The organism is Paenibacillus sp. J31R34, from assembly GCF_059383715.1.
In genome coordinates this window covers 1-26288 of the sequence record NZ_JBXENU010000012.1, presented here as the reverse complement: position 1 = coordinate 26288, position 26288 = coordinate 1, and the positions used below count along the sequence as shown (strand labels likewise).

The window sequence follows — 26288 nt, the reverse complement described above, 5'->3', positions numbered from 1 at the left end:
TCGTTATTCTGAAACGTTTTAGAATCGTCCTAGCCAATAAATCCTACTGCTTGCAAAAAACGATTCAGCATCACTGCCGCCTGCGCTCTAGTTGCAAAGTCTTTAGGCGCGAATGTTTGGCCTGCCATTCCGGTAATAATTCCAGCTTTAGCTGTCTCGGCAACTGCGGCCTCGGCCCATGGAGATATCTGATCCTGATCGGTAAATGCAGGCTGCGCCCCGCTATCTACTGGCTCAGTTCCATCTTTGGAGACAATCGTCAACGCTCTGGCAAGCATAACCGCCATCTGTTCCCGGCTGATCTGCTCGTTGGGCCCAAAGCGCTCCGAGGTTAGTCCCTGAACGAGCCCCGCTCTTACTGCTGCTTCTACAGTAGAAGCATACCATGCAGTCGAGGCTATATCCGTAAAACCTTGATACGCGGAGTCATGCTCTAAAGATATCCCCATTGAACGCACAAGCAAGGAAGCAAATTCAGCTCGCGTAATGCTGTCATTCGGTGCAAAACGCTCATCGGATATGCCATTTATAATGAATCTCGCTGCAAGCTGCTCAACCTCCACTTTCGCCCAGTGTTCTTGCATATCGGCAAAAGAAGGATTATCCTTCCTGATTACAGCATAGATGCTATGATGAGGGGTTCTCATGACGGCCTGCTTGCTGCCATCGTTTCTTGCGCCCATTTGGGTTGGAATGTATGAAACCTGTTTAGTCGCAGGATCATAATGCACGGCAAAAACCAAATCTCCCGAAACTGCCTGATCAATCACAATGGCTTGAACCATATACGTCCCACCAAAATCGCCAATATCAATAGTTTGCCCGTTCGCCTCAGCCGTTACTTTGAAATCAACGACGCTCCCTAGCAGACTGAACCCTTTGTCATTTCCAACACGCAATAGCTCATTGCGCACTGTATCGCTGACTTGCTCCATCGTCGAATTGATTTTTAATTCGGATACGGAAACGCCAAGCCGCTTCGCCAGCTTCTCCAAATCAAGTACGCTAGCCGTAAGCTGCATGCTGGAGCCTTTTAATTCGACCTCGATTACAGCATTCGGGAAAGACTTCCCAATAGCCGCAAGCGATGAAGCCGGAAGCTGCACCTGAACGGCGCTTTCCTTATTGTCGATTCTAATTATAATAATCGGGCTTGCTGTGTCCTTTAACTGGCCAGCAGCCTGATTCAAAATACTTTCCGGGACCATTAGCTTTTGAACATTCGTTCCATCCGGTTTCTTCTCGGTTACCAGTAATGTAGGATCAACGATGACCACAACTCTGCCTGACGAATCCGTTATAATTTGATAGTTAGGCTGTACATTAGAAGAAGTCGAAGCTGGATTTGGTGACGAAATCGGTGTTGCTGTTGGAGTAGGGCTTGGTGTTGCACTCGGTGTCGGTGTCGGTGTCGGGCTTGGCGTAGAATCACCTACCGCTATCGTCAGCGTCTGATCTGCTCCTCCACTGAACGCAAACGTCAGGCTCGTTGTACCAACAGGCTGCGTCATCATGTATGATTTCAAAATCGTTACAGTGCTGCCTGTTACGGTATAATCCGTTCCTTGAGCGAGCGCCGCTGCGCCGTTAGCAACGCTGCTAAGCGTGTTGCCGTTCAGCGTCAGCCCTGTTGATACATCAGCATTCGCCGCCGCTCCCGTATATTTATCGAAGCTGGCAGCCACTGGGCTGATGAGGCTGTCATTTGGTAGTGGAACAATGTTCACTACTTCTATTTTTTTCACCGTTTCATTGCCCGCTAAATCCTTGGCATACACCGTATAGCTGCCATTGATAGCTACATCAAAGCTTCCGGAAGCCAATATGTCGGTTCCAGCACCCGCAAATGCGGAAGCATTATGATCGCCCGGCAGCCATTTCAAGCTGTACAGCGAATTGCCAATGCCGTAGGTAGAAGTGGTCACGTTCAGCGTTACCGGATCATTCGTTTGTGCGGTCGTTGATGGGATTATAGAAATAACCGGCGCATCCGGCATCGTCACCTGAAAGGTCTGGTTGCTCGTTGTTCTCGCTAAATAATAGTCATCACCTGCATAATGTACAGTGAAATTATGAGTTCTCGGCTGCAGTGACGAAACCGTTAAGGTTGCCGTTCCGTTCGCAGCAAGTGAAGAGGAGCCGAGCAGCAAGCCCCCGTCCCTGAACTCAACGTTCCCTGTCGGAATGTCGAGATCACCGGTAAGGGAAGCGGTCAAAGTAATGGGCTGGAGATAGGTAGACGATGCTACCGACGTTTGCAGCGTTACCGTAGGCTGCAAAAATATTTTCTCAGGCGTTGCTTGCGCCCCGTTGCCATTTCCCCCATCACCGAGCATATTTTGTTTTCCCCATGACCATAGGCGGCCGTCTTGGTCAAGCCCATATGACACTTCAAAGCCAGCAGTTAGAGAGACAAATTGAATAGACGTTCCATTATCCGACACGGTTACTTTATGGGGAGCGGAATTGAGTGTTGTACCGTCTCCAAGCTGCCCAAAATCATTCATTCCCCATGTCCACATATCACCGTTTTCATCGAGTGCCAAAACATGCTTGTTGCCTCCTGAAACTTGTGCGAACTTGACCGGGGTCCCGTTGTCTAGCACCGGATTTTTCTCTGGGAACCATCTATCGCCGGAGATTTGTCCATCACCAAGCTGCCCTTGATCGTTTCCTCCCCAGGTCCATACGCTGCCAATGCTGTCGATGGCTAGCATCAGAAACGTACCCGTACCATAGCCTGCTCCAGCTGCGATGGATTGAAATTCGGCTTCCACCGCGCCATCCATCACCGATAATCGCGCGGGCATGTACTGGACATGGAAAATCTCCCAAATATGCTGCGTCGAATCGATTGCGATTCCGTTCTCCTCATTTCCCTCCAGCGTTTCAAATACGACAGGGTCTCCGTTGCCGTCCGTCAATTCCTTTTTAGTAGGGACATAAGGATCAGGCGTCGACGTTCTAAAGCCCCATATCCAAAGCGTTCCATCGCTGTCCAAAGCAAGCGAAGTAAAGCGCAGGGAGGCGATTTTCTTAAAGGTGACAGCCGTACCGCCGTCCATCACTTCAACCTTTGTCCAGACCATCGTACTCGCAGTCCCAGCGCCAAGTCCCAATTGACCATTTCCATTATCTCCTGCCGACCATATCTGACCGCTCGTGTCCAAGGCAAGTGCGGAATTGAAGCCTGGCTTCACTTCCTTGAACGTCACAGGTGCTCCATTATCCATGACCGTAATCTTTTTGGGAGTACGCGTGGAAACGTTTGTCCCGTCTCCAAATTGACCAGAAATGTTGCTGCCCCACGCCCAAATTTGGCCGTTTGCATCCAGTGCCATCGTCGTGCTCAGTTGTGAAGCAACGGATGTGAACATCGTGCCAGCTGCCGATGCTTTTGGTGGCAGCAGCATCGGATGTACAAATAAGATAACAACCATCAGTGCAGCAAGCCATCTTTTCACAAAAATCCCCCTCGATTATATCGCTATAGCTTATCACTCAAAATAATGATAGATTCTGACGCTCTTTATGTACCATTATACTAAGCTATATTATTATCGACAATTCTACCATAAAGTGAGAGGGGTATTTATATTTTCTCCGCTTCGTTCCTCTCGTGCCAAACTCCTGAATATCCACTTCCCCCTCAATAGAAACGGGGATTTGACTGAAGCGCTCCTCCCAGTCATGTCGCTGTCCTTGCGTCATATCCTGCTGCTAAAAAGAGCATTCAGATGTTGTGCTATAATGAATAATCATATGAGAAGGAGGGATTTCAAGTGGAAACTGTGGAAATAATCGCTGTCAGCGCCTTGATCCTGTCACTCTTGCTTCTGCTGAAAGTATTCAGCCTGCAGAGGCAGCTTAATGAAATCAAATCGGAGCTTCAATGGTCGAACAGCCGAGAGGGAATCGCAGATTTACCGCGGCCAAACCTGACAAAGCCCCCATCATCTCCGTTTATGTCCCCTGTTAGTCCCGCTGCAAATATAGATGAACGCTTGCTTATGCTGATTTCCGCAGGAAAAAGAATTCAGGCCATTAAGGAATACCGGGAAGTACACAATGTTGGCCTCAAGGAAGCCAAAGATTATGTCGATGATTTGGAGCGGAGGCAATATTGATCCGCTTCATTTCCAGCTTCATCTCCTCTTTTCCAATTTTGAATCTTTAGTGACTATCCTATTTTACTGCCCTCCTAAAGTGGTAGAATAGAGTATTCCGTTCAATATATAAATGAGGAGTATGACAAGTGCGGTCACATCCAATCTATTTTTTACGTATGACAGGTTTGTTAGATGGTATTTCTTTATTAGTATTGCTAGGCATCGCCATGCCCTTGAAATATATTTGGGGGTTCGATAAAGCCGTCACGATAGTGGGAAGCATTCACGGGGGGATTTTCTGTTTATATGCAGCAGCTATCCTTTATGCCGCCATTCGGGTGAAGTGGAGCCTGCTATGGTCTGCCGCAGCCGTCATCGCCGCTTTTGTGCCATTCGGCAACTTTGTGCTCGACTGGAAACTGAAGAAGGTCCAGGCTAATTACAGCTTACGGACGTTTAACTACGCCGTGCTCGTATACAGCATTGTGTTTTTTTCCTTCTTCGATTTATTTTCCCAGCTTCCGGTCATGAGCACATTTGCGGCCTCCGTCGGCGCCAGCTCGTTTATTGTAGGCTTCGTCATTGGGCTATATTCGTTATCCAATACGCTCGGCAACATTTTATCGGGCATTATGACGGATCGGATTGGGCCCTTCAAGCTATTAATGGCCGGGCTCGTGTTATCCAGCTGTGCGCTGCTGCTTTATCATTTTGTAGAAGAACCCTTATTCCTGATCATCGTTCGAATTATTCACGGCTTTGTCGCCGGATTAATCGTCCCTGCTGCCTTCACCTTCTCGGCCAATACGACGATCAATGATCAACAAGGCAAAAAGGTCGCCTTTACCGGTACCTTTGTTGGGCTAGCTGCTATTATCGGCCCTGCTTTTAGCGGCATCATGGCTAGCAAAACGTCCGTGCCCTTCGTTTTTACATGCGTAGCTGTACTTGGCTTTGCTCTTGCGATTTTGTCGGCCATTTTTCTTAGCAAATACAAAATTCCGAAGAAAGAGAAGGGCGAGGCTCCGGTTCCGTTATCAGGCTCGGTTTGGAATGCTGGAGTGATCAAAGCGTATGGCGGCGCCTTTTTCCTCATGTTCTCCCAAGGCGTCATCGCTTACTTGCTGCCTTTGCATGTGCAGTCCTTAGGCTATGATTCAAGATTAAGCGGCACATTAATGAGCACATTCGGCATCATTGCGGTACTTATCTTTGTGCTTCCGACCAACCGTATTTTTGACCGCGTTGCCCCGTCCATCACGATGGCGCTAGGCATTGGTTTAATGGGAATAAGCCAGCTGCTCATTAGCCAATCAACGACGACACTAACGCTTTATAGCGTGCTCGGCCTATACGGAGTAGGCTTCGCCTTCCTGTTTCCATCGATAAACACAATGCTTATTAGAGCCACGCCAGCTGAGCTGCGCGGCAAAGCGTACGGCTACTTCTACGCCTGCTTCTCCTTAGGAGTCGTGGTCGGATCTTCCTTGCTGGGCTGGCTGCCCTTTGGCACCCTTCAAGGATTTATGTTCACAGGAGCCGTCCTGCTGCTTTTTGCAGCTTTTGTTTCGTTGAGTGGCAAAAAAGATCGTGCGTTGAGCTACTAGCGGCGGAACAGAGTCTGCACCAAGCGTAAACGGCTGTAGACGTCCTTTGGCGGCAAAGCTTCCGTTTCGAGGGTGAAACTTATCATCGGCTTATATTCAAAAAAATCGTATGCTCACAAAAGGGATGTGTTCCTCCCACTGTGAGCATACGATTTTTTATATTCGTTCCTTATTTTCTAATCGCACTCTTTATTCAGAAGCGCTTTATTCCGCTCATTAAACTTTGCGTTATGCGAAGAAACATAGGCCATAGAAGGCGCCTTCGGCTCCAAATAAAGCTTTGCTCCATTGACTGCAATCGCCGCATCATTAAAAGCTCCAGCAATTAAATACAGCTTATTTGGAAAGCTCGCAGTATCTCCCGCTGCAAAAATGCCGGGCAAATTCGTCCCCATTTTCTCGTCGACCGCAATGCTCCATTGCCCCATATCCAGGCCCCAGTCTACAATGGGTCCAAAATCGCTGAGCTGGCCATGATTGACGATGACAGCATCGACTTCTAAGCGCTGCGTATCCTCCGTCAGCTCGCCATTTGCATCTGCACGTGCGATAGTGACCGCTTCAATCGCATCCCCATGGCCATGCAGCTGCGCAATAGCAAATGGCTTGAATACATGAATGGAGGACTCCTCTACGTATCTCGCATTTTTCTCATGTCCGCCGAGACGCTCGCGCCGGTGTACCACTGTAACGCTGGCAGCAATAGACTCAAGCTCCATCGCCCAATCCACCGCTGTATCGCCGCCACCGGAGAGCAGCACGCGTTTGCCTTGAAAGCTTTGCAAATCCGTCACCGTATAGTGCAAATTCGTCACCTCGAAGCGACTCACGCCTTCCAGTTCCAGCTTTGCCACTTTTGCTACTCCATACCCAAGCGCCAAAATAAGCGTACGCGTATGATGCTGTTCCCCCGTGTCCGAAGTAACGATCATCGTCCCGTCTTCCAGCCGCTCGAGATTCGTAATTTGCTGGCCGAGCACAATGGTTGGATCAAAGGTTTGTGCTTGCTCGATAAGCTGAGCAATCAATTGCTCGCAACGGGTAGGCTTCAGCCCGCCGACATCCCAAATCATTTTTTCCGGGTAAATCAGCAGCCTTCCGCCAAGCTCCCCCTTCGCCTCGATCAGCTTCGTCTTCATATCCCGCATTCCACTATAAAATGAGGCATACAAACCTGCCGGCCCGCCGCCGATAATCGTGACATCATATAACTCCAGTTCCTTTGTCATTTTTTATCGCCTTCCCCAGTCAATATTCGAACAGCATCCTCAACTGCGACGTTTATTGAGATAGGGTCATAAGCAAACCATTTGTCAGCTTGAATTTTGTATACTTTGTTATTTTTCACAGCCGGAAGATTAGCCCAAATGGCTGATTTCTGCAATTCATTATACTGGCTGTCGGCCTCTTCATCGGACACTAGTACAAAAATACGATCTGCTGCATATTCCGGGATTTTCTCCAGTGATACATCCTCCGTGCTCGTGAAGTTTGGATTTTGTTCCATCGCTTGTTTGATCAGCGGCGTTGGGGTCAATTCCAAGCTGTGATATAGAGCATGACCAATATCGCGACCGCCATATACTCGAATGGATTTGCCAAAAAAGCGGACAATGGCTACCGTCTCCTCTTTAGAAATATCATCCTTTATCGCCTCTCTTGCTTTAGCCGCCTTGGCGTCCATTTCCTGAATATAGGCCTCTGCCTCGGCATCCTTGTCCAAAAATGAGGCAATCACGCGCAGCTTCGTTGCCACATCATCGGTACTCCATGGGATGACGATAGTAGGAGCGATTTTGGAATAATCCGCATATGCAATATTGTCAAAATCCGTTGCGATAATTAAATCTGGCTCCAACGCGGCAATGGCTTCCAAATTCGGTGGAAAATCGCCTATGCCCGTAATTCCTTCCGAATACGGAGCCAGATTGGGACTTGCTTCTCCAAGCTGGCGTTCCACTGCACCAACGGGCTTAATGCCGAGTGCTGCCAATTCGCCAAGATAATAGGTTGCTACAACCCGCTGCGGGTTAACGGGTATTTCCACCTCGCCATTTACGGTGGCCACCTTGCGGGTTTTCGCTTCTTCTACAGGAGCCGCCGTCTCCGCCGTTTGTGCAGGATTGCTCTGATTAGCCGCCCCGCTCTGTCCACATGCCGATACTGCCATCATAATCACCAGCAGGCTGGCGATGAAAATCATTTTTGTGCGCATCTCTCATATTCCCCTCTATGTTTGTGATATCGATAATCATTCTTAATTATAAGGAGGAATAAGGAGAATCGCTATATCCGATTATTAAAAGCTGTTGGTCATATTGTTAACGAGTATGCTGCTCATTGAAACAATGGCATCACTTTCGTGAGTTGATCGGCGATATGAACGGGATCATAGTGCAGCCACTCGCGGTAATCCAAATAAATAACCGGTCTCTCATTTTTCAGTTCAAACTGCCGCCAATGCTCATTCATTCGCAGCAAATCATTTTGCTCGCCCACATCGGGCACCAAAATAATAAAATTGATATCGCCAGCAAAATCGGCCATTTGCCGCATCGAGATTTCCATGCTGTGAAAGTTAGGATTTTGGGCCAAACGCTGCTGAATGACGGGATGCGGCAGCAGGCGGAGAAACTCATAAAAAATGCATCCGGCATCCCTTATACCATATAAGTAGCAGCGGTTATTTTCGATCTTGAACAGGCTGACCGTCATACCTGGAGCAACCCTGCCGAGCAGCTTTTCGCGAAGCAGCTCGGCCTGCTGATCCAATGACTCGATATAACGAATTGCTGCGGCTTCCTTTGCAACCAGACGTGCAATCCATTTCAAATGCTCCCGCCAGCTCAACGTTAGCCAAGGAATATGAACAACTGGCGCCAGCGAGCGAAATCTCTCCTGCACGCTCTCCATGCTGCTGGTCACAATGAGCTGGGGCTTGCTTATTTCCAGCCATTTTTTCTGGCTTTCGATCGAGGCAAGTATAGGTAGCTCCGTCACCTTAACGCGAACGGCAGACGGGATAACCTCATGGCTGCTGCTGCTGAAACGGGCGATGCAGGGCATAACCCCGAGGGCAATGAAATGGTAGGTATAGGGATACTCAAGGGAAGCTATACGCTCTGGAACAAAAGCTTGCTTGTACATTGTCGGGCTCATCCCTTGCACCTTGCGAAATCGCTTGCTCATATACCAGGCATCACGGAAGCCGGAACGATGCGCCAATTCATCAAGCTTGCTTTTTTGCCCGTGCTCTCGCAGCAGCAGCTCAGACACGCGATGCACACGAAGCCGCTCCAAATAATCAGAAGGGCTGAGTCCCGACACTTTTTTGCATAATACAGAGAAATAGGTGCTGGCAATTCCGGCTTTTTCAGCTAATTGCTCTCTCGTCAGCGCTTCGGTGTAATGCGACTCCATAAAACGCAAAGCAGCCAAAACCGACTGCTCGGTTGTCCAGCGCCGATCAAGGCCCACTTGATGATCCCTTTCCCACCAAAGCATCATCTGCTGAATGAGCGTGTGTGCCGTTAAGCTGCGCTGTGGCACTTCAGGATGCGTGATTGCAGTTGAAAACAGCTGCTCTGCCAGTGCGATAAGCTCGCTTGCATTGGAAGCATGCTTGCGCATTTGCAAATAAACGGCGCCGGCCTCCACTAAGCTGCCATCCTGCACCGACATCCTAATAGAAAGGGGCATAAACTCTATAAAAAAGACACGGCAGTCTCCATTTTTAGTTTCGGCTTGTAAAATGCAATCCCCCGGATTGCCTAAAATAGCCGTGCCTGGGGCCAGCTCCATTCGGCCATGCTCCATGCTCACAGCTCCAGCCCCTGCCATGCCAATCAGCATCCAATGAAAATGGGTTTGGAATAAGTGCTCGGGCTGGCTCGGACCGCAAGCCAGCTGTTGAATGGATTTAAACGCATATAGCACATTTTGCTCGGATTCCATAGCCATAGCCCTCCCCTTCCTTTTTAACCAATGTACAAGGAATAGGGAAGTAAAACAACTGCCTTGCCGCGCTTAGCTCGCTTAGTCCATTTTCTCCGCCTACTGCATAGCGATGACCACATTGCCTTTTTTATGTCCTTGATCCACATAGCGATGCGCCTCGGCGATTTGCTCCAGCGGGTAGCTCCGGTCGACTACGCCTTTGAGCTCGCCGTCTTCAATTAATTCCTTCAGAAACAGCAAATCCTCCACACGCACCCTCGCAACTCCCTGACCTTCTACCGATACGAATTTGCCATTCGGCGCCAGCGCTTTTCTGGCATGCGTCTTCGAGGTTTTGCCCACCGCATCAAGGATGATAGCGTAACGCTCGCCTGTTTTTGTAAAATCCTGCGACGCATAATCAATGACATAATCTGCGCCGAGTGCCCGCACCCATTCCACATTAGCGGTGCTGCATACGGCTGTCACTTCGGCTCCAAAATGCTTGGCAAGCTGCACTGCGGACGTACCTACCGCTCCGGAAGCACCATAAATCAGCACCTTTTGACCGCTTTGCAAATGCCCCTTGCGAAAAAAATGCAGCGCCGTCGATCCGCCAAATAGGACAGCAGCAGCTTCCTCATAAGAAATGTTGGCTGGCTTATGCGTAACCAGGTCCATTTCCGAGAGACAGACATATTGCGCATGGGCGCCAAAACGCATACCTGTGAACGCATACACGGTATCGCCGATATTGAATTTTGTCACGTGCTTGCCGACCGCTTCAACCTCTCCGGCAAGCTCCACGCCTAAAATCGGCTGTCTTGGTCGCGTTATTCCAAGGAAGAGCCGCATGGGGAGCCGATATAAAAACGGACTTTTAGAGCCGCGAACTCGGCAATCCCCTGATGTCACAGAGGTCGCATACACCTTGATTAAAATTTCATCGTCCTGCGGAGCCGGCTTATTCACTTCTTTGACTTGTAAAACCTCCGGTGCTCCATACTTTGTGCAAAATACAGCTTTCATCGTTTTCGTAGCGTTTAATGGTTCCATATAGACATCCTCCTGCGCATTCTTTTGCCATAAGTATAGGTGCAGCGGAGCCTGACAGGTAGCTACTTAAGTATGGTTGTGAAAATAACGCTGGGTGACTTGAACGCCTTATCGCCAAAAGACAAAAAGCCCTCGAATGAGATCGAGGGCTTTCGAGGGGTTGCTCACGTACTGCGGTGCGGCTGAGCCAGCATTACGTTAGACCGGGAAAACGGCCGCCAGCGGCGATGTCTTTTGGCGAAATGCGTTCAATTTCCGTAAGCTCAGATGCCGACAAGGCAACATGAAGGGCACCTTGGTTCTCCTTCACGCGATCGAGCCGCTTCGTGCCCGGTATCGGCACAATATGCTCCCCTTGCGCTAGAAGCCATGCAAGCGCGAGTTGGGACGGAGCGCAGCCTTTTTCCGCAGCCAGCTTCTCAATCAGCGCAACCACCTCCACATTTTTGGCGAAATTGTCGCCCTGAAAGCGTGGATAGTGGTGGCGATAATCACCTGCAGGCAAGTCGGCCAGGCTTTTTATTTGTCCGGTCAGAAAGCCGCGGCCGAGCGGACTATACGGAACAAATCCAATGCCGAGCTCCTTAACGAGCGGCAGTATTTCGCCTTCTACCTCTCTGCTCCAAAGCGAATATTCCGTTTCCACTGCCGTAATGGGATGTACAGCATGGGCACGGGCAATGAGCTCAGGCGGCGCTTCCGACAAGCCAATATAACGGATTTTGCCCTCCTTGACCAGCTCAGACATCGTACCCACCGTCTCTTCAATTGGGGTATTTGGATCTATGCGATGCTGATAGTAGAGATCGATATAATCAATGCCGAGCTGATACAGACTCGCATCCACGGATTTTTTTATATAAGCCGGATCTCCCTTGGGACCATGCGTATGGGTAATCCCAAACTTGGTTGCAATGATAGCCTCATCACGCCGCCCTTTGAGCGCCCGGCCAACCAGCTTCTCATTGCCGCCGAAGCGCTGCTGCTCGAACTGCCCGTAAATATCCGCTGTGTCAAAAAGAGTTACCCCAAGCTCCAGTGCTCCCAAAATCGTATTTACTGATTCCTCATTATCCGGCATCATCATCGTACCAAGGCCTAGGGCGGATACCTCAAGCCCTTCGCTTCCCAGTTTTCTTGTTTGCATAATCGGTCGATAACCTCTTTTCTTCGTCATAATGAACAGCATGAGTGACTTGACATGCTCTCATTGTAATTAACCTGAGTAGAGGCAACCACAGTAGGATTATGCTAGTAAGATTAATACTAGGTTGACGTAAGGGAAGCTGGCACAATCGGCGCATAAATACACATGAATAGTCCAGGCTGATCAGCAATGCTGGCAATCGAAAGGATATCATAGGTTATCGGAGACTTTGCGCCCGGCGTCTGGATCGTAACACGTTTTGCTTTTTTGAGCTGAATATGGTGTTCCTCCCACATCTCCTCAAATAGCTTACTCTCCTCCATGAGCTCCGCTACTAGCTGTTTAAACCACGGGTCGCCTTGATGTTTGTCATAATAGGTTCGAAACACAGCCACTGAGAAGCGTGCGAACTCCTCCCAGTTGACCAAGCGGCGTCGAAAGCCTTCATCCAAAAACATCAAGCGGAGCATAATACGCTCCGAGTCTGGCCATGATGCAAAATCCGCAATCGTAACGCTTGCCGCCTCATTCCAAGCAAGCACCTGCGTTTTCTCATTGCTAATAAAGGACGGATACGACAGTTGTCCAATAATATCCTGCCACTGCGGATTAAGCGTCGTAGTCAGCGAGGAAACGGCTTCCGGCACATGGGGATTCCAGAGTTCCATCAAATAGGTTTCCTCGTCCGACGTAAGCTGAAGTGCTCTTCCTATGCTTTCGATGATTTCCTTGGACGCTGTAACGTCCCGTCCTTGCTCCAGCCACGTATAATAAGTGGTGCTGACACCAGCTAGCATCGCCACTTCCTCCCGCCGAAGTCCCTGCGTTCTGCGCCGATTATGTGTTTCGCTAAAGCCCGCCTGCTCGGGCAAAATCCGGTCGCGCCGCGACTTCAAATAATGACCGAGTGTTTTGGCTTTGCTCGTTGCATTAGACATCGTTTACCTCTTTTCTAGTAAAATGGTTACAGCTATTCTACCTCAAATAGTCCTAACTCGCGGGCGCGGGCTACTGCTTCAGTTCGCCGCTTGACCTGCAGCTTGTCGAATATGTTTCGGTTATGGCCTTTGACTGAGCTTAGGGCGAGATGTAACTGCTCGCTAATTTGACGGTTCGAGAGCCCTTGCTCAATCAACTGCAGCACCTCAAGCTCTCTTCCGGTTAATGGCTCAATCAGCGGCTCGGTGGCTTGATGAAGCCGAGGCTTCGCTTGCTCCCCGGCTTCACATGCAGCCAGCACCTGTGCTCGATAGCTCGACCCTGCTCCTCGGGCAACGATTTCCCGCAGCAGCTTGCGAATAGACAGCCCTTCATCTACAAAAATGCGAATGATGCCGCCAGGCTCAGCAAGCACCAGCGCTTCGCTTAACATGACCGTGGCTTTGTCCTTATCGCCGTATTCAAACCATGCGACGGCTTGTGCCACACATGCCTGAAGCCGTCCATAAGGCAACCCTTTTGCTTCCGCGCGCTCCCGCCATTGCTCCAAAATCGCAAGCGCAGCAGCTGAATTTCCTTGCGCTAATTCACATTTCGCCCCGCTGATCGCAAGCTCATTTTTTGCCGCTAGCCGCGCCGCCGCTTCAGTGCTGCCTTGGCGAAGCAGCAATAGCACTTGTGCTTCTGCAATGGCCGGCATTTGCAAAACATGCTGCTGCTGGCGTGCGACATGCTCCGCCTTCGCCAGCAGCACGGCCGCGCCGCTTATGTCTCCTCTCACCAGCATTAAGCGTGCAAGAAATACCTCCACCTCAATGGCACGATCTGTCTGTTCCAACTGCTGCGAAAGGGGGAGAGCTATTTGAGCATACTGCTCAGCGGCATTCAGTTCATTTCGTTGGTAATAAATGCGGGCCAAGCCCAAATAGGCAACACCTGCTGCGGGCAGCGGCGGCTCCCCTGCAAGCTTTAGTGCGTAACGATAAGTTTCGGCCGCTGTAACAAGCAGGTTATCCGCTTCTTGTATGCTAGCAAGACCTATAGCCGCCATAAACGAAATGATGACATGCCCGATTCGCTCGCTGCTTGCCAAAGCTTTGGCATAAGCTTTGCCCGCAGCGCCATTGTCTCCCTGAAGCTGATGCGCATATCCGAGCGTCCAAATGGTAGCTGTGCGAACAGGATGGTTATCTGGGTGCAAATACTCCAGCGCACGCCGCGACTGAGCTAAAATCATGTCTGGCTGATGCTTGCTCAACGCTAGCGTAGCGCGGATCGATGCTGTATGGCCGATTAAATCCCGAGTTTTCATATCTTGGCAAGCATCCGCTTGTAGAAGTTGTTCAGCAGCTAGCAGCTTCTGCTCAACACCGCTTATTTGTCCTGCCATCAGCAGCGCCGAAGCATGGAGCACGAATAGCGAAGGACGTGCCTTAAGCTCCTTTTCCGGCAGCGAATTCAGCCATTTCAGCGCAGGTGCTACCATCCCTCGAAAAATAAGGGAGACACCTTCTCCCTCCAGCAGTCTGGCGGCACCTTCAATATCCTGCGCGGCTGCTGCATGGTGAAAGGCTTCCAGCACAAAGCCATGCTGCTCATACCACTGGCTCGCACGTCGATGCCATTCATTTAAGCCCTCGCCTGCCGCACCCAAGGAAGAGCTCACTTGCTCCTTTTGGGCAAGCCGCTGCCGCAGCAAATCACCAAACAGATGATGGTAGCGATACCACCGACGCTCATTGTCGAGCGGAACAATAAACAAATTCGCCCGTTCCAAATATTCTAAAGTCGCTTGCCCGTTTTCTAAGTGAAGCACGGCATCACAAAGCGGACCGCAAAAACGGTCGAGCATGGAGGTTCTCAGCAAAAAAGCCTGAATGTCAGCAGGCTGCTTCTGCAGCACTTCTTCTACCAAATAATCCAGCACAAATATATGGCTGCCTGTAAATGAGCGGATAAAGCTGGCTGTATCGCCGTGTCCCTGCATCGACAGCCCCGCGAGCTGCATCCCTGCAATCCAGCCTTCTGTTCGTTCCTCGAGCATCGCAACATGCTCAGTCGTCAGGCTCAGACTCATAACCTGTTCAAAAAACTCAGCTGCCTCCGATAGCGTAAACCGCAAATCTGCGGCTCGCACCTCGGTTAATTGATCCCGGACACGAAGCTGGGCCAAGGGCAGCTGCTGAAGCTCACGAGCAACGATGACAAGATGCATCTGTGGCGGCAAATGTTCAATAAGTAGAGTAACAGCCTGATGAATCGATTTATTTTCTATCACGTGAAAATCATCAAGTACAATAAGGAAGGGGTGAGTTATCGAGGCGATTTCACTCAGCAGCGCCTTAATCAGCGTTGCAATTGGCGGAGGCTTGGGAGCTTGGAGCAGCTTTAGCATGCCGACGCCAACATTTGGCGCAGCCGTCATTAAAGCAGCATGCAAATAAATCATAAAAGCGGCCGGATCGTCGTCGCCTTCATCCAGCGACAGCCAGCATGCAGGCCTTCCGCAGCTTCTAATCCATTCGCTTGCCAGCGTTGTTTTGCCAAAGCCGGCAGCGGCTGAGATGACCGTCAGCTTGCGGTGCAGGCCTTGATTCAACCGTTTAATGAGGCGGGGGCGCAGTACGGCATTGGAGCGCAGCGCAGGCATATATAATTTTGTAGCTATTATTGGGGTTATCATAGCTCAATTATAATAATCACATTCCTGCATCGTCAATCCATTAGATGATGGAGGTTTGCTGTGTCTATCCCGTAAGCTGCTCCTGCTGGAACGCAACGATCCTGTTATATTTTTTTCGAATCAAAAGCAAGGGAAAGTCATATTTCACCTATTTATTCAGGTCTGCTACGATTGCAGCATGATGTAAAGGAGGCATGAAAAATGAACTATCGAAAATTAGGCGCAAGCGGCCTAGTCGTAAGTGAAATGGCTTTAGGAAACTGGATCACTCATGGAGCGCAAGTAGATAATGAGACGGCTAGCGCCTGTGTTCATGCCGCATGGGATGCGGGAATTACGACGTTTGACACAGCGGATGTTTATTCGGAGACGAGGGCGGAAACGGTACTCGGGCAAGCTCTGAAAGGCATTCGCCGAGAAGGCATCGAGCTATGCACCAAGGTGTACCATCCGACAGGAACGGGCCCTAACGACAGAGGACTGTCCCGTAAACATATGATGGAGGCTTGTAACGCTTCTCTAAACCGTTTGCAGACGGATTACATCGATGTCTATTACGCCCATCGCTTTGATCCGGAAGTATCGCTTGAAGAGACGTTTCTTGCTTTTTCGGACTTGGTGCGCCAAGGCAAAGTGTTATATGTAGGCGTCAGCGAGTGGACAGCCGAGCAAATTAGCAAAGGTGCTGCACTCGCTAGGGAGCTGCGCGTTCCATTGGTGGCCAGCCAGCCCCAATATTCCATGTTATGGCGCGTTATCGAAGCGGAAGTCGTTCAAGCCTGCGAACGGGAAGGCATTGGACAGGTCGTCTGGTCTCCTCTTGCCCAAGGCATTCTTACGGGGAAATATTCACCGGGTGAGCCATTGCCGCAAGGTTCGCGTGCAGCGACATCGGCGGGTGCTCCCTTTTTCGATAAATTAGCAGGTCAATGGCTGAGCACCGAAGTATTACAGGCGGTTTCCAAGCTCGCCACTACTGCACAAGAAGCCGGACTGACATTGCCGCAGCTTGCCATCGCTTGGGTGCTGCAAAATCCACAAGTTTCCGCCGCGATTATTGGAGCATCGAATCCGGGACAGATCAAAGAAAACGTCAAGGCCGCCGGCATTCGTCTAGCCCCTGATTTACTCAAACAAATCGACGCGATACTAGAGGGGCTAATTGAGCGCGATCCGTCAAAAACGGGTTGACTTCCTTTAATCATATTTTGCCATTAGCTCAGATAGGTTTCTTTTGGTGGAGTGAGCATCCTCAAAGCGAGTTCCTTGCTACCGTTTTCTAACCTTTTGTTCCACTTATATCGATTCATGCTGGATCGGTGCCACTTCTTCCATCGTTCGATGAAAGGCCGATAAGGCAGCCTTGTTCACGTCGGTTCTCCAAGCGGTATAGAGGGGAATCGGCGGCACACTTTCCTTGAAGGAGCGGTATACGACACCACTGCGCTGAAAGACAGAAACAGAAGACGGAACGATGGAAATGCCCAAATTCGCAGCAACTAAATTGACGATCGTGTACATCTGAGTAGCTTCCTGTACAACATTCGGATAAACGCCATGTTTTGCACAAAATTCATGAATCAAATCATAAAAAGCAGCGCCGAGCTGTCGCGGAAACAAAATAAATGGCTCTAATTCCAAGGCACGGATAGTAATTTCCGGAAGCTTCGCTAATGGATGCTCTTCAGGCAATACGGCAACAAGCGACTCGCTTGCTAGCGTACGATAGCTAATATGCTGAGCCGGTTCTATAAAACGCAGAAAGCCGATATGAATCGTTCCGTCACGCAGTGCCAGCCATTGCTCAGCGGACGTCATTTCGCGTAAAGTAAGCTTGATTCTCGGGTATTGGCTCCTGAACACTTTCAATATATGCACCAAGCTATCTCCCGCCGCTGAATCCACAAAACCAATGACTAGCTGTCCGATTATGCCTTGGCTGGTCAGCTGGGTCGTTTTAATAGACTGCTCTAATTGGGCTAAAATCATTTTGGCTTCCTCTAAAAAGACGGCTCCCGCTGGCGTAAGTCGGACCTGTCTCTTATTGCGTTCGAGCAGCTTTACGCCTATTTCCTCTTCCAGCTCCTTCATTTGCTGGCTTAACGGCGGCTGCGTCATATTCAACTTTTGTGCGGCACGACTGAAATGAAGCTCCTCCGCTACTGCAACAAAGTATTGCAGTTTACGAATATCCATCTGCTTTCCCTCCTCTGCTCTAACCCATCTATTAATCTATAAGTATAGGGACATTTCCGGCACAATGCGAATCCAGAAATACTGTATTCATACAGTTTGCAGCATTCCATATTGTTCTGGCCGCGATTTAGGTTTATCCTTCAAATAACGGATTAAGGCTCGTGAACATAATCCCCCACTTCCAAGCTGCGCCAGCGCTTGAGAAATCTTTTGGAGGCATGGACGATGAATGAACTTAACGCTTTATTTCGCAAAAGAGTAGGTCTCGCTGAAAGCGAAGCTATTCCTTTCGATCGCTTAGCCGATGTACTCGAGAGAACGGCAAAAACCGTGCCTTTTGAAAATTTTAATATCATTAGCAAGACCGCTGCTGTTGTTTCTAAAGAATATATCGTTCAAAAAATATTGAGGGATCAAGAAGGCGGGCTTTGCTATGAAATAAACGCGCTTCTTTACCTTTTTTTAATCGAAAATGGCTTTAACGCTGTTCTAACGCGCGGGGTTGTCTACAATCATGATACGCAAGCGTATTTCACGCTGGGAAGAACGCATTTAACGATTCTGCTCACTTACGAAGGGCAAACCTATCTGCTGGATTCGGGCTTTGGAGGAAATTTGCCCTTAAAGCCTGTTCCTTTATCAGGCGAAACGGTAACGTCGAGCAATGGACAATTTCGCATTAAAAAAGAACATAGCGAGCACGGAGACTACATTTTTGAGATGAAGCTCATGCATAAGGATACCGATTGGAAAATCGGCTACGCCTTCGATTCTCAAAAGCAGCTAACCGACCTAACGGAATGCAATGCCATTCGCAAAATCGTATTCGAGCATCCGGAATCCCGATTTAATAAGCATCCGTTAATTACACAAATAACAGATGATGGGAGCGTAACTTTAACAAATACATCCTTTACGGTATGGAAGGATGGCGTCTTAACAAAAGAGCAAATCGATATGGAGAGTTACGAAAGGCTGCTGAAGCAGCATTTTGGAATGTAGAATAAATGATGCGGTTATTTGCTGGAGAAGCGGCTAAGAAAAAACGGGCAACGGTGGATAAATGACCACTACTGCTCGGTACCCAAAAGCAGCCATAACCCAAATATCCCATACGTCGCTCTCCAGCAAGCCCTCCTCCTTCAATATGCCGTGAATGATATCCCAGTTGAAGCCTTCAATCAGACAGGAGTCAATCCCAATTTGGGCAGAAAAACACTGCTGCCTGTGCTTTTTTTATGCGAGATTGCGCTGTTTATTATGGAAACCTTCAGGAAAATGGGAAGTCGTCGGTTACTCTGCCGGAGCTCGGTGTGACTGTTTTAGATGCGAAAAATTCAACTGATTCTTAACAACGGATTAGTTAATTATGACAACGATTATGTGCTTATTATATTGCTAAATAAAAAAATCCAGTAAAACAAGAGAGTGCCCCGGAATATAAAAGTAGAGAAATTTCACATATTCTTTTCGAATGATAGCTAAATCTTATTACATTCCCATACTATCGAATCATCTTTTGTCACAATTGAAAAATATTATTTATAAATTCCAATGCCATGAGTATAATATAGATATTAATATCATTTGTATACTCTGCTTAAAGTTGGAGGCATTATGTCTATCATCAACGAAAAATATGTAACCTTAGCTCCCAGAAACGAATATCTTGCTGATCCTGTTGTTTTAGCACAAGCTTGGAAGAAATCACATAATTACATCAGAAGACATAATTGGTATGCTGATGTATTAGAGCTTGACCTTTCCACCATTAATCTAGAGAACAATCTTAACTTATGGAGTAAAGATCTATTAAAAAACCTTTACAAGCCCAGGGAATTACGGCTAGTACCAGCGCCAAAGACGTCAACTTGGTTCTTCCCAGAAGAAGGTCCAATATATTGGAGACCAAAAGACAAAGACACTGATAAAAATCATTCTGACATGTCTGATCCTGAAGAAGACTTTAGCCTCCGCCCGCTAGCCCACATCAACATTAAAGATCAGTCTATCGCCACAGCTGCCATGCTCTGTTTGGCCAATGCCATTGAAACCCTTCAGGGATCAACTGAGATAACTGACTTTTTGGACGCTCAGGAAAGAAGAGTATTCAGTTATGGTAACCGTTTACAATGTCAGTGGGAATCGGTTGAAGGAAAACAGATTGCAAAATTCGGCTGGGGAAACTCTAAATGCTATCGGATGTACTATGATGACTATGAGCAATTTCTGAAGCGTCCTAAATCTATGTGTCATTATTACAGTTCTGTCGCACAACCTACCACCAAACATTATGTCATAACATTGGATTTGAAGAAATTTTATGACCGCATTGACAAAAAAGCATTAATCAATGAAGCAAAAAAGTTATACAAAAAATATATAGATAGCTACGCTATTAATAGTTCCTTAAAAGATGACGCATCTTTTTGGAAGACTCTGAGCAAGATTTTTTCTTGGAAATGGAACACAGAGGACAGTACGCAATCTATGGACATATTTGATGTAGCCGATCTTCCTCACGGTATCCCGCAGGGACTTGTCGCTGCAGGTTTTTTTGCGAATATATATGCATCGGTTTGACCAAAAAGTCGGAGAGCTTTTGCATGAGGAATTGGAATCTAAAGATTCCACATGTCGATTTATGATCCGCGATTATTGTCGATATGTGGACGACATGCGACTCGTTGTTGAAGCAACCGAAGATTGTTCCCCTGAAACTCTGACTAAAGGAGTCCTTGAACAAATCAAGCAGAGTCTTGCAGAACATCTTTCCACAATTAAAGCTGATAAAAAATGCGAACCACTTTGTATTAATGATGAGAAAACAAAAATCCAAAGCTATCTGGAGATCTCAAGCCAAAATGACCTTTCTGCCCGCATGAATATGATTCAACATGTAATCAGTGGCACTCCGGATATTGACTCTATTAGACAAGTCATCAGCGACCTTGATAGTCTGCTCCAGCTCTCGGAAGAATTAAATGATAGGCCTAAATACTCCAGGAACAGTCTTGCACTATCAGCAGTTGCCTTGACAAACGTTGATGTCAACTCTGACACGCTTAAACGCTTTGCTGCCAAGAGACTTGTTGATGCGCTGAGAATGCAGAAGGGAATAACCATTCCTGACAGTAACATCCTTGGCGTTATTCAGCATAAGGAACAGCAGAACGATAACATGATCGATCACGATTTTGAACTCTATGCACGTAGACTTATTTCAAACTGGTCGAGAAATCCGGCTTTGTCCTCCTTGCTGAAATTCGGATTGGATCTCTATCCGCATGCCCCTCTTCTAAAAATTGTTCTTGATGCTCTAGAGTCTAAAATTTTCAATCTAACATCTAACGATCAAAATATAAAACGCCACAAGCTTGCAATGGAATATGTAGCAGCGGACCTTCTCTGCTCCTGCTCAGTTTGGATTGGTTACCGTCAAAAGCAAACTTATCAACAAAATTTGGATATTGTGAGTTTCAGAGAAACACTTGCTCTGTTCGCTCGAAAAATACTTGATCAAGATACCATTATACCTTGGTATCTAGGTCAGCAAGCAGCCCTTTATTTGGCTTCAATTGATCAACCCTATTCCCCTATAAGATTATTAAATCATAATGAATTGGGTCACTATTCTCTGCTGCATCAATCGTTGCTTTATGAATCAATTACAAACAAAGATCCAATCAATTTCGAGAGTCGTTTGGTTACTGCCCTTGTTGCACAGCAACTCAAACCAAACTCATCGCGTTTCGCTGTTTGGATTTCGGGATTCTATGCTGATCTGACAAAGGAACAAAAAATAACAACCTTAAGATTACTATCCATGAACCGCCCAGACTTAGTCTCTGAGTTGATAAAAATCATCCAGCTTGAAAAAGAAATGTATGAAGCGGTCCCAGAACTTTCTTCAATTTCTTATAGAAATTCTTTTAAAGAAAAATCCAAAAAGCCAATTTCACTAAACTCCACAAATAAAAAACATTATAATCTTGCCACCGTCATTATCAGTGCGGATAATCCTTTTCAACAGGAAAATGCACTTTTGCTCCTGATGGGAAAATTATTGAGTTCAGATCTTTATGAAAGATTAATATCTGAAGAAGGCCTCTCCATTGAAGAGATACAAATCAAGTTAAATCATTATGATTCTATTCAAAACCCGAGTCGTGAAGATTCGTTCGAGCTAAGGTTTTCAAATTCTTCTATACCAAAAATACCATTGGACCGTTTCTATGACACCTCTTGGATCAATAAAGAGCATCGTTGGCTATACAATCTGGGTAGTATTTTGAGATCGTGCATTACGGGTGAATATGATTTTACAACCCACTCTTTTTTAATTAGACAGGATCATAATATTTCCAATGGCTACAAAGGTTTAAAATCTACTTGGTTTACCCGACGTTTTGGTATGTCTGTTTTTCCACAAGGCATATTCACGGAGCCTTTGCCCTTGTCTCCTTGGCTTAGCGAACTTCTGCTAAGTATGCTGCAATGGCCTGGCATCTACCCTTTTCAGAAGCATTTGCAAGGGTTTTCCGATGCTCCAAATCGTGAAGAATTACTGAAGATTATTCGAAAACGGATACAGGAACAAAAAGATATATATGGGGAGATTTCTAAAACCCCTGCCTACGTACTGCCTGTAATTAATCGCAAGAGGGAAGAAGATGAGCAGTTCAGAGTAGTCATTGTGCAGTCGTTGCTTCCTAATAGCAACGAATTTAATATCAAAGCCCCACTATACTGGACGCCTGAATTCAAAAAGAAACATCGTGGTCATATTTATGATGTTTGCAGTTTGGTGACTAAACATTTGGCTACATGGCAAGCGGCATCGTCACAAGCTGTTACAAGCCAGAGAAAGGCAGCAAATGCTGTAGATCTTATTGTTTTCCCGGAACTTTCAGTACAAGCAGACGATATTGATTTGTTACAAAGATTATCGAGGGAAACCCGCGCCAGCATTTTTGCGGGAATCTGCTTTCAGGAGAGGAGTAATGATAATGCGCTAATTAATCAGGCCGTCTGGATTTTGTATTCTGAGGAAGGCCCAAATGTTGTCGTATGGCAGGGAAAGCAGCATATGACCGCTCACGAAAAAGAAATGAATATTCAGGGATATCGTCCATATCAGTTGCTTATTGAATTTCGAAAAGCAAAAAACCGGACAATACGCGTGGCTGGTGCGATATGCTATGATTCTACTGATCTGATGCTCGCAGCCGATCTACGTGAAACTTCAGATATGTTCGTCATAGCTGCAATGAATAAAGATATCGACACATTTGACCATATGATCACAGCACTAAACTATCACATGTACCAGCCAGTTGTTCTTGCAAATATAGGTGAGTATGGTGGTTCCGCTGCTTACGCCCCATTCAAGGGACATGACAAATTAATTGCACATGTACATGGCAGCAACCAGCTAGCAATCAGCATGTTTGATATTGATCCTTCATTGTTTAAACATACCTCAAAATCAACAGAAAAATCTGGAAAAAAAGTGAAGTCATCACCTGCGGGATTTGAAGGACGGTAATTAAAAAATAGTATAGCCCATGGAATATCGAACAGAATTGTTCGTCCATGGGCTATTTAAATACTTATTTCATCCAAAATAGAATTGAAGAATTAAAGCTAATTTTGTACAACCTTCTATTTTCCCAATAGTGATAATAAAGTCTTGTGCAGTATTAGAATTAATTATTGATTTTTAAAAAAGGACTTGAATAAAAATTTAACCAAGCAATTTATCAAGCTCTTCTGCCAGAGTTTTTACACATTCGTCCCTCAAACTCAAATCAACAAATCCAATCTGCACTTTAACTCCATCCCCGCTATCAAATACAATAGGCTGATTAATTTCAGAATGACCTAGCGTAAAGGGGTATAGTAGAAATACTGTCTTTGCTCCATATTTTTTGCCATAAGCATACGCTTGGTACATATCCGCTTGGGATATTCCATAGTCCCGCTTGGATGAGAGCAGCTTCCACTTGGTATCCAAAATCACAACGGTTTGATCCTTATGCACAACAATATCAGGTTTAAGCTGAAATCGCTTTGGTGAAGCAAACAAATGAAAAGCTCTATCCTGTGTTTTTATACTAAAGTTTGTATGCGCCAGCTTCTTTCTTAACTGCCCCGCTACATATTTCTCAAACACCTTCTCCATCGGAAATAGCAAAGCATAGGCTACACCATCTCCTCTAAAAGGAGTAAAACTATTTCCTGAAAGAAAAACACGGCACCATTCCAGAACCGGTTGATACTCACGCATCGTTCGATCCGAGACTACTTTCGCCCAATCCTTTTCCAACTCCGTCGATGCAGCTACCATTTCAAAAGCCATTGATAGCGAATAAAGGCTTTTCTGTTTTTTTGAGCTCTCACTAATTCTCATCAACAATTCAATAGTCGTTTTAATAAGTCGATTTTCAGGGCGATCAACACTATACAGATCATATTCGATATAGAAACGTTCCTTATGGGCTGCATTATGCTTAATATGCTGTGAAAAATTCAATTTTCCCTTAAAGTAAAATTCATTGTTCTCAACTGCATTGTAGTCTGACTTCAAACCCCGTTTAACCAATGATGTAACCTCATTAATAAACATCCGAATAAAAATTTCAAGTATGCTATCCTTGTCCACATCCACACTGGCATTATTAAAATGCTTGTGAGGGATTTCTTTTATAAACCTCAGCATATCAAGAAAAATCTTTTTAGTTTGACCTTCCGAGCTTTCTTCCTTTGAAGCGTAAATTTTGGGCAAAATTTCGATTTGCGTTCCATCAGCCATTGCAATTAAGCCAACGTAATTTTTGGCGCCAATGACTTTACCGCAACCTCGTCTACTCGATACCTGCATGAGCTCAAGTGCATCTGTAGTACCCGATTTATTGTAGGTAAGAACGAACTGTTCAAGACGGTCAAATACGTTCTCGGGTATGCATTGGTAGCCAAACGCAGTACCATCGGCATTTTTACATAGAAATTCATACTCTTTCAATATATATTTTGTACTCATCTACTCACCCTAGCTCACTAATGCTAGTATTGTAAATTTTCAGATAAGATTCCATCCTATTAAATGCTCCGGTATTGATTTCATAAGCAATTCCGTCATCAAGATCTATATTCCCTTTATTTCCAAATAATTGACGCATGTTTACCTGCTTTACAACCACAAACTGTTCTAGTGCCGGCTTATTATTGTCTCCCAAGACGAGATGAATTTTCTCATAGTCATCATAGAAATACTCTTGCAGTAATGGAATAATCGTATGTTCAAAAAGATTTCCTAACTTATCCAGCGAAGGCGACGACAGCAAGTCCATAAAATAAGCATGGCCAATCATATGCTCTCTATCGTATAATGCTTCAATTCTTTGGTTCATAACTGACAGCATTTCCGAAAGGTTTAATAATTCTCCTGCAATAACAAGGGATGAGAGACAACCAGGATCAGGAATCATTTCCGCAAAATAAAATCGACGACGCAAAGCTATGTCTAGTCTTGCAATCGAACGATCCGCTGTATTCATCGTTGCCAGTAAATATACATTAGACGGCACACCAAAAATTTCCTGTGAATAGGGAAGCTTCAACTTGATTTCTTCAGTCATACCGATTCTTTTAACAGGCTCGATTAATGTAATAAGTTCACCAAATATTTTGGAAATATTACCCCTGTTGATTTCGTCAATAATGAACACGTAGTTGTTTTCATTTTTTTGAATAATAGGCGCTAACGTCTTATTCTGTTTTTGCAGAATTGTAAGTACATCTGCGAGTGTAATTCGATTCAGGCGGTAAACGGAACCCAACGTCATTACTTTATTACCATTCAGCTCGAAAATACTTTCCCTAATGTCCTTGACCAGCCACCTCACCTGACGAGACCGCTTGTAATTCTCCACCTGCTCTAGCCAGTCATATTCGCCTGTAACCACACCAATAGCATCAATCGTTTTTTCGTCTTGAAGCACCAAGACAATATCTCCGATTAACATTTCATTAATAAATCTGGTCAGAATCATTTGTCCGCCATAATCTCTATAATCCGTTTCTTCATTGACGAATTTCCCGTAGGAATCCCATCCGATTCGTATACGGTTGTTATTGAAGCAATCCCGCTTAACTAGATTCTCCCCAGAGCCCCCAAGCGATATCTTCCAAATAGTCGGTTCAGGACGAATACCATAATCATTACTTTCCTGAATGATGGGCGTTTGCGCGGTATTGCAAAAATGCTTAAATATACCCGATTTGATTTCATAGGAAATCTCACCCGTTTCATCTTCAGTCTCATCCGCAGACAAAATTTTTGGTTTAATACCCTCAATAAACTCTTCATACCCGTAGGAAGGGTGAAAGGTTGTAAACTCAATTTGACCCTTTTCCTTGTATTGTATATATCTTTGCTTAATATTCTCATATCCATCTGCCTCGGCTTCTTGCTGGATAACAATTAATGGTTTGTTTTCAATAGACAGATTGTCAAGCCAAGTGCGACACTTCAACCTGAAAAGCTTCGTGTGCGGTTTTCCATCCTAGACACTTTCGAGGACGGTTATTAATAAGGAACAAAGCGCACGCTA

General features: G+C 46.4%; 17 protein-coding genes and 2 pseudogenes. 6 read left to right on the top strand and 13 right to left on the bottom strand.

Annotated features, from left to right (window positions below):
* Nucleotides 1–29: 29 nt before the first annotated feature.
* The gene (locus tag AC50YG_RS26845; protein WP_494831376.1) at nt 30–3464 is read right to left on the bottom strand and encodes an S-layer homology domain-containing protein; all 3435 of its coding nucleotides are present in this window, start codon (nt 3462–3464) and stop codon (nt 30–32) included.
* A gap of 318 nt (nt 3465–3782) precedes the next feature.
* Between AC50YG_RS26845 and AC50YG_RS26840 the strand changes: the two genes are divergently transcribed.
* The gene (locus AC50YG_RS26840) at nt 3783–4127 is read left to right on the top strand and encodes a ribosomal protein L7/L12 (protein ID WP_494831374.1); all 345 of its coding nucleotides are present in this window, start codon (nt 3783–3785) and stop codon (nt 4125–4127) included.
* Nucleotides 4128–4255: 128 nt separating this feature from the next.
* Nucleotides 4256–5716 carry an MFS transporter gene (locus AC50YG_RS26835; protein ID WP_494831372.1) on the top strand — a complete coding sequence of 487 codons (1461 nt, stop codon included), beginning with the start codon at nt 4256–4258 and terminating at the stop codon, nt 5714–5716.
* A gap of 176 nt (nt 5717–5892) precedes the next feature.
* On the opposite strand, the gene AC50YG_RS26830 is transcribed toward AC50YG_RS26835, so the two are convergent.
* The 7 genes from AC50YG_RS26830 to AC50YG_RS26800 all read right to left on the bottom strand — a co-directional run bounded on the left by AC50YG_RS26830 (nt 5893) and on the right by AC50YG_RS26800 (nt 15444).
* Nucleotides 5893–6945 carry an NAD(P)/FAD-dependent oxidoreductase gene (locus AC50YG_RS26830; RefSeq protein WP_473761217.1) on the bottom strand — a complete coding sequence of 351 codons (1053 nt, stop codon included), beginning with the start codon at nt 6943–6945 and terminating at the stop codon, nt 5893–5895.
* Nucleotides 6942–7931 carry an ABC transporter substrate-binding protein gene (locus tag AC50YG_RS26825; RefSeq protein WP_494831370.1) on the bottom strand — a complete coding sequence of 330 codons (990 nt, stop codon included), beginning with the start codon at nt 7929–7931 and terminating at the stop codon, nt 6942–6944. The genes AC50YG_RS26830 and AC50YG_RS26825 overlap by 4 nt, the downstream gene beginning before the upstream one ends.
* A 122-nt stretch (nt 7932–8053) precedes the next feature.
* On the bottom strand, nt 8054–9670 hold the full coding sequence (locus AC50YG_RS26820) for a helix-turn-helix domain-containing protein (protein ID WP_494831368.1): 1617 nt from the start codon (nt 9668–9670) through the stop codon (nt 8054–8056).
* A gap of 99 nt (nt 9671–9769) precedes the next feature.
* Complete coding sequence (locus tag AC50YG_RS26815) at nt 9770–10681, bottom strand: NAD(P)-dependent alcohol dehydrogenase (protein ID WP_494831555.1); 912 nt, start codon at nt 10679–10681, stop codon at nt 9770–9772.
* Nucleotides 10682–10901: 220 nt separating this feature from the next.
* On the bottom strand, nt 10902–11855 hold the full coding sequence (locus AC50YG_RS26810) for an aldo/keto reductase (protein ID WP_494831366.1): 954 nt from the start codon (nt 11853–11855) through the stop codon (nt 10902–10904).
* 119 nt (nt 11856–11974) lie between these two features.
* Nucleotides 11975–12793 carry a helix-turn-helix transcriptional regulator gene (locus AC50YG_RS26805; RefSeq protein ID WP_494831364.1) on the bottom strand — a complete coding sequence of 273 codons (819 nt, stop codon included), beginning with the start codon at nt 12791–12793 and terminating at the stop codon, nt 11975–11977.
* A gap of 32 nt (nt 12794–12825) precedes the next feature.
* Nucleotides 12826–15444: a winged helix-turn-helix domain-containing protein gene (locus AC50YG_RS26800; protein ID WP_494831362.1), complete on the bottom strand. Its 2619-nt coding sequence runs from the start codon at nt 15442–15444 to the stop codon at nt 12826–12828.
* A 234-nt stretch (nt 15445–15678) separates the two neighbouring features.
* On the opposite strand from AC50YG_RS26800, the gene AC50YG_RS26795 reads away from it, so the two are divergent.
* Nucleotides 15679–16668, top strand: a complete 990-nt coding sequence (locus tag AC50YG_RS26795; protein WP_494831360.1) for an aldo/keto reductase family protein — start codon at nt 15679–15681, stop codon at nt 16666–16668.
* A 105-nt stretch (nt 16669–16773) separates the two neighbouring features.
* On the opposite strand, the gene AC50YG_RS26790 is transcribed toward AC50YG_RS26795, so the two are convergent.
* Complete coding sequence (locus tag AC50YG_RS26790; RefSeq protein ID WP_494831358.1) at nt 16774–17673, bottom strand: LysR substrate-binding domain-containing protein; 900 nt, start codon at nt 17671–17673, stop codon at nt 16774–16776.
* A 225-nt stretch (nt 17674–17898) separates the two neighbouring features.
* Between AC50YG_RS26790 and AC50YG_RS26785 the strand changes: the two genes are divergently transcribed.
* Nucleotides 17899–18675 (top strand): arylamine N-acetyltransferase family protein, encoded by a 777-nt coding sequence (locus AC50YG_RS26785; protein ID WP_494831356.1) that lies wholly within the window; start codon nt 17899–17901, stop codon nt 18673–18675.
* Between the two features lie 33 nt (nt 18676–18708).
* Here the strand turns inward: AC50YG_RS26785 and AC50YG_RS26780 are convergent.
* Nucleotides 18709–18885, bottom strand: a pseudogene (locus AC50YG_RS26780) (hypothetical protein); the annotation flags it as partial.
* Between the two features lie 405 nt (nt 18886–19290).
* On the opposite strand from AC50YG_RS26780, the gene AC50YG_RS26775 reads away from it, so the two are divergent.
* Both AC50YG_RS26775 and AC50YG_RS26770 read left to right on the top strand, forming a co-directional pair.
* Nucleotides 19291–20256, top strand: a complete 966-nt coding sequence (locus AC50YG_RS26775) for an RNA-dependent RNA polymerase family protein (protein WP_494831354.1) — start codon at nt 19291–19293, stop codon at nt 20254–20256.
* 19 nt (nt 20257–20275) lie between these two features.
* Complete coding sequence (locus AC50YG_RS26770; protein ID WP_494831352.1) at nt 20276–23221, top strand: hypothetical protein; 2946 nt, start codon at nt 20276–20278, stop codon at nt 23219–23221.
* Nucleotides 23222–23419: 198 nt separating this feature from the next.
* Here AC50YG_RS26770 and AC50YG_RS26765 read toward each other — a convergent pair whose 3' ends face one another.
* The 3 genes and pseudogenes from AC50YG_RS26765 to AC50YG_RS26755 form a co-directional block, all read right to left on the bottom strand.
* A complete protein-coding gene (locus tag AC50YG_RS26765; protein WP_494831350.1) occupies nt 23420–24715 on the bottom strand; it encodes an McrC family protein in 1296 nt (431 codons plus the stop codon).
* A 4-nt stretch (nt 24716–24719) separates the two neighbouring features.
* Nucleotides 24720–26210, bottom strand: a complete 1491-nt coding sequence (locus tag AC50YG_RS26760) for a DUF8426 domain-containing protein (protein ID WP_494831348.1) — start codon at nt 26208–26210, stop codon at nt 24720–24722.
* A pseudogene (locus AC50YG_RS26755) lies at nt 26188–26288 on the bottom strand (IS30 family transposase); the annotation flags it as partial. The pseudogene AC50YG_RS26755 and the gene AC50YG_RS26760, both read right to left, overlap by 23 nt.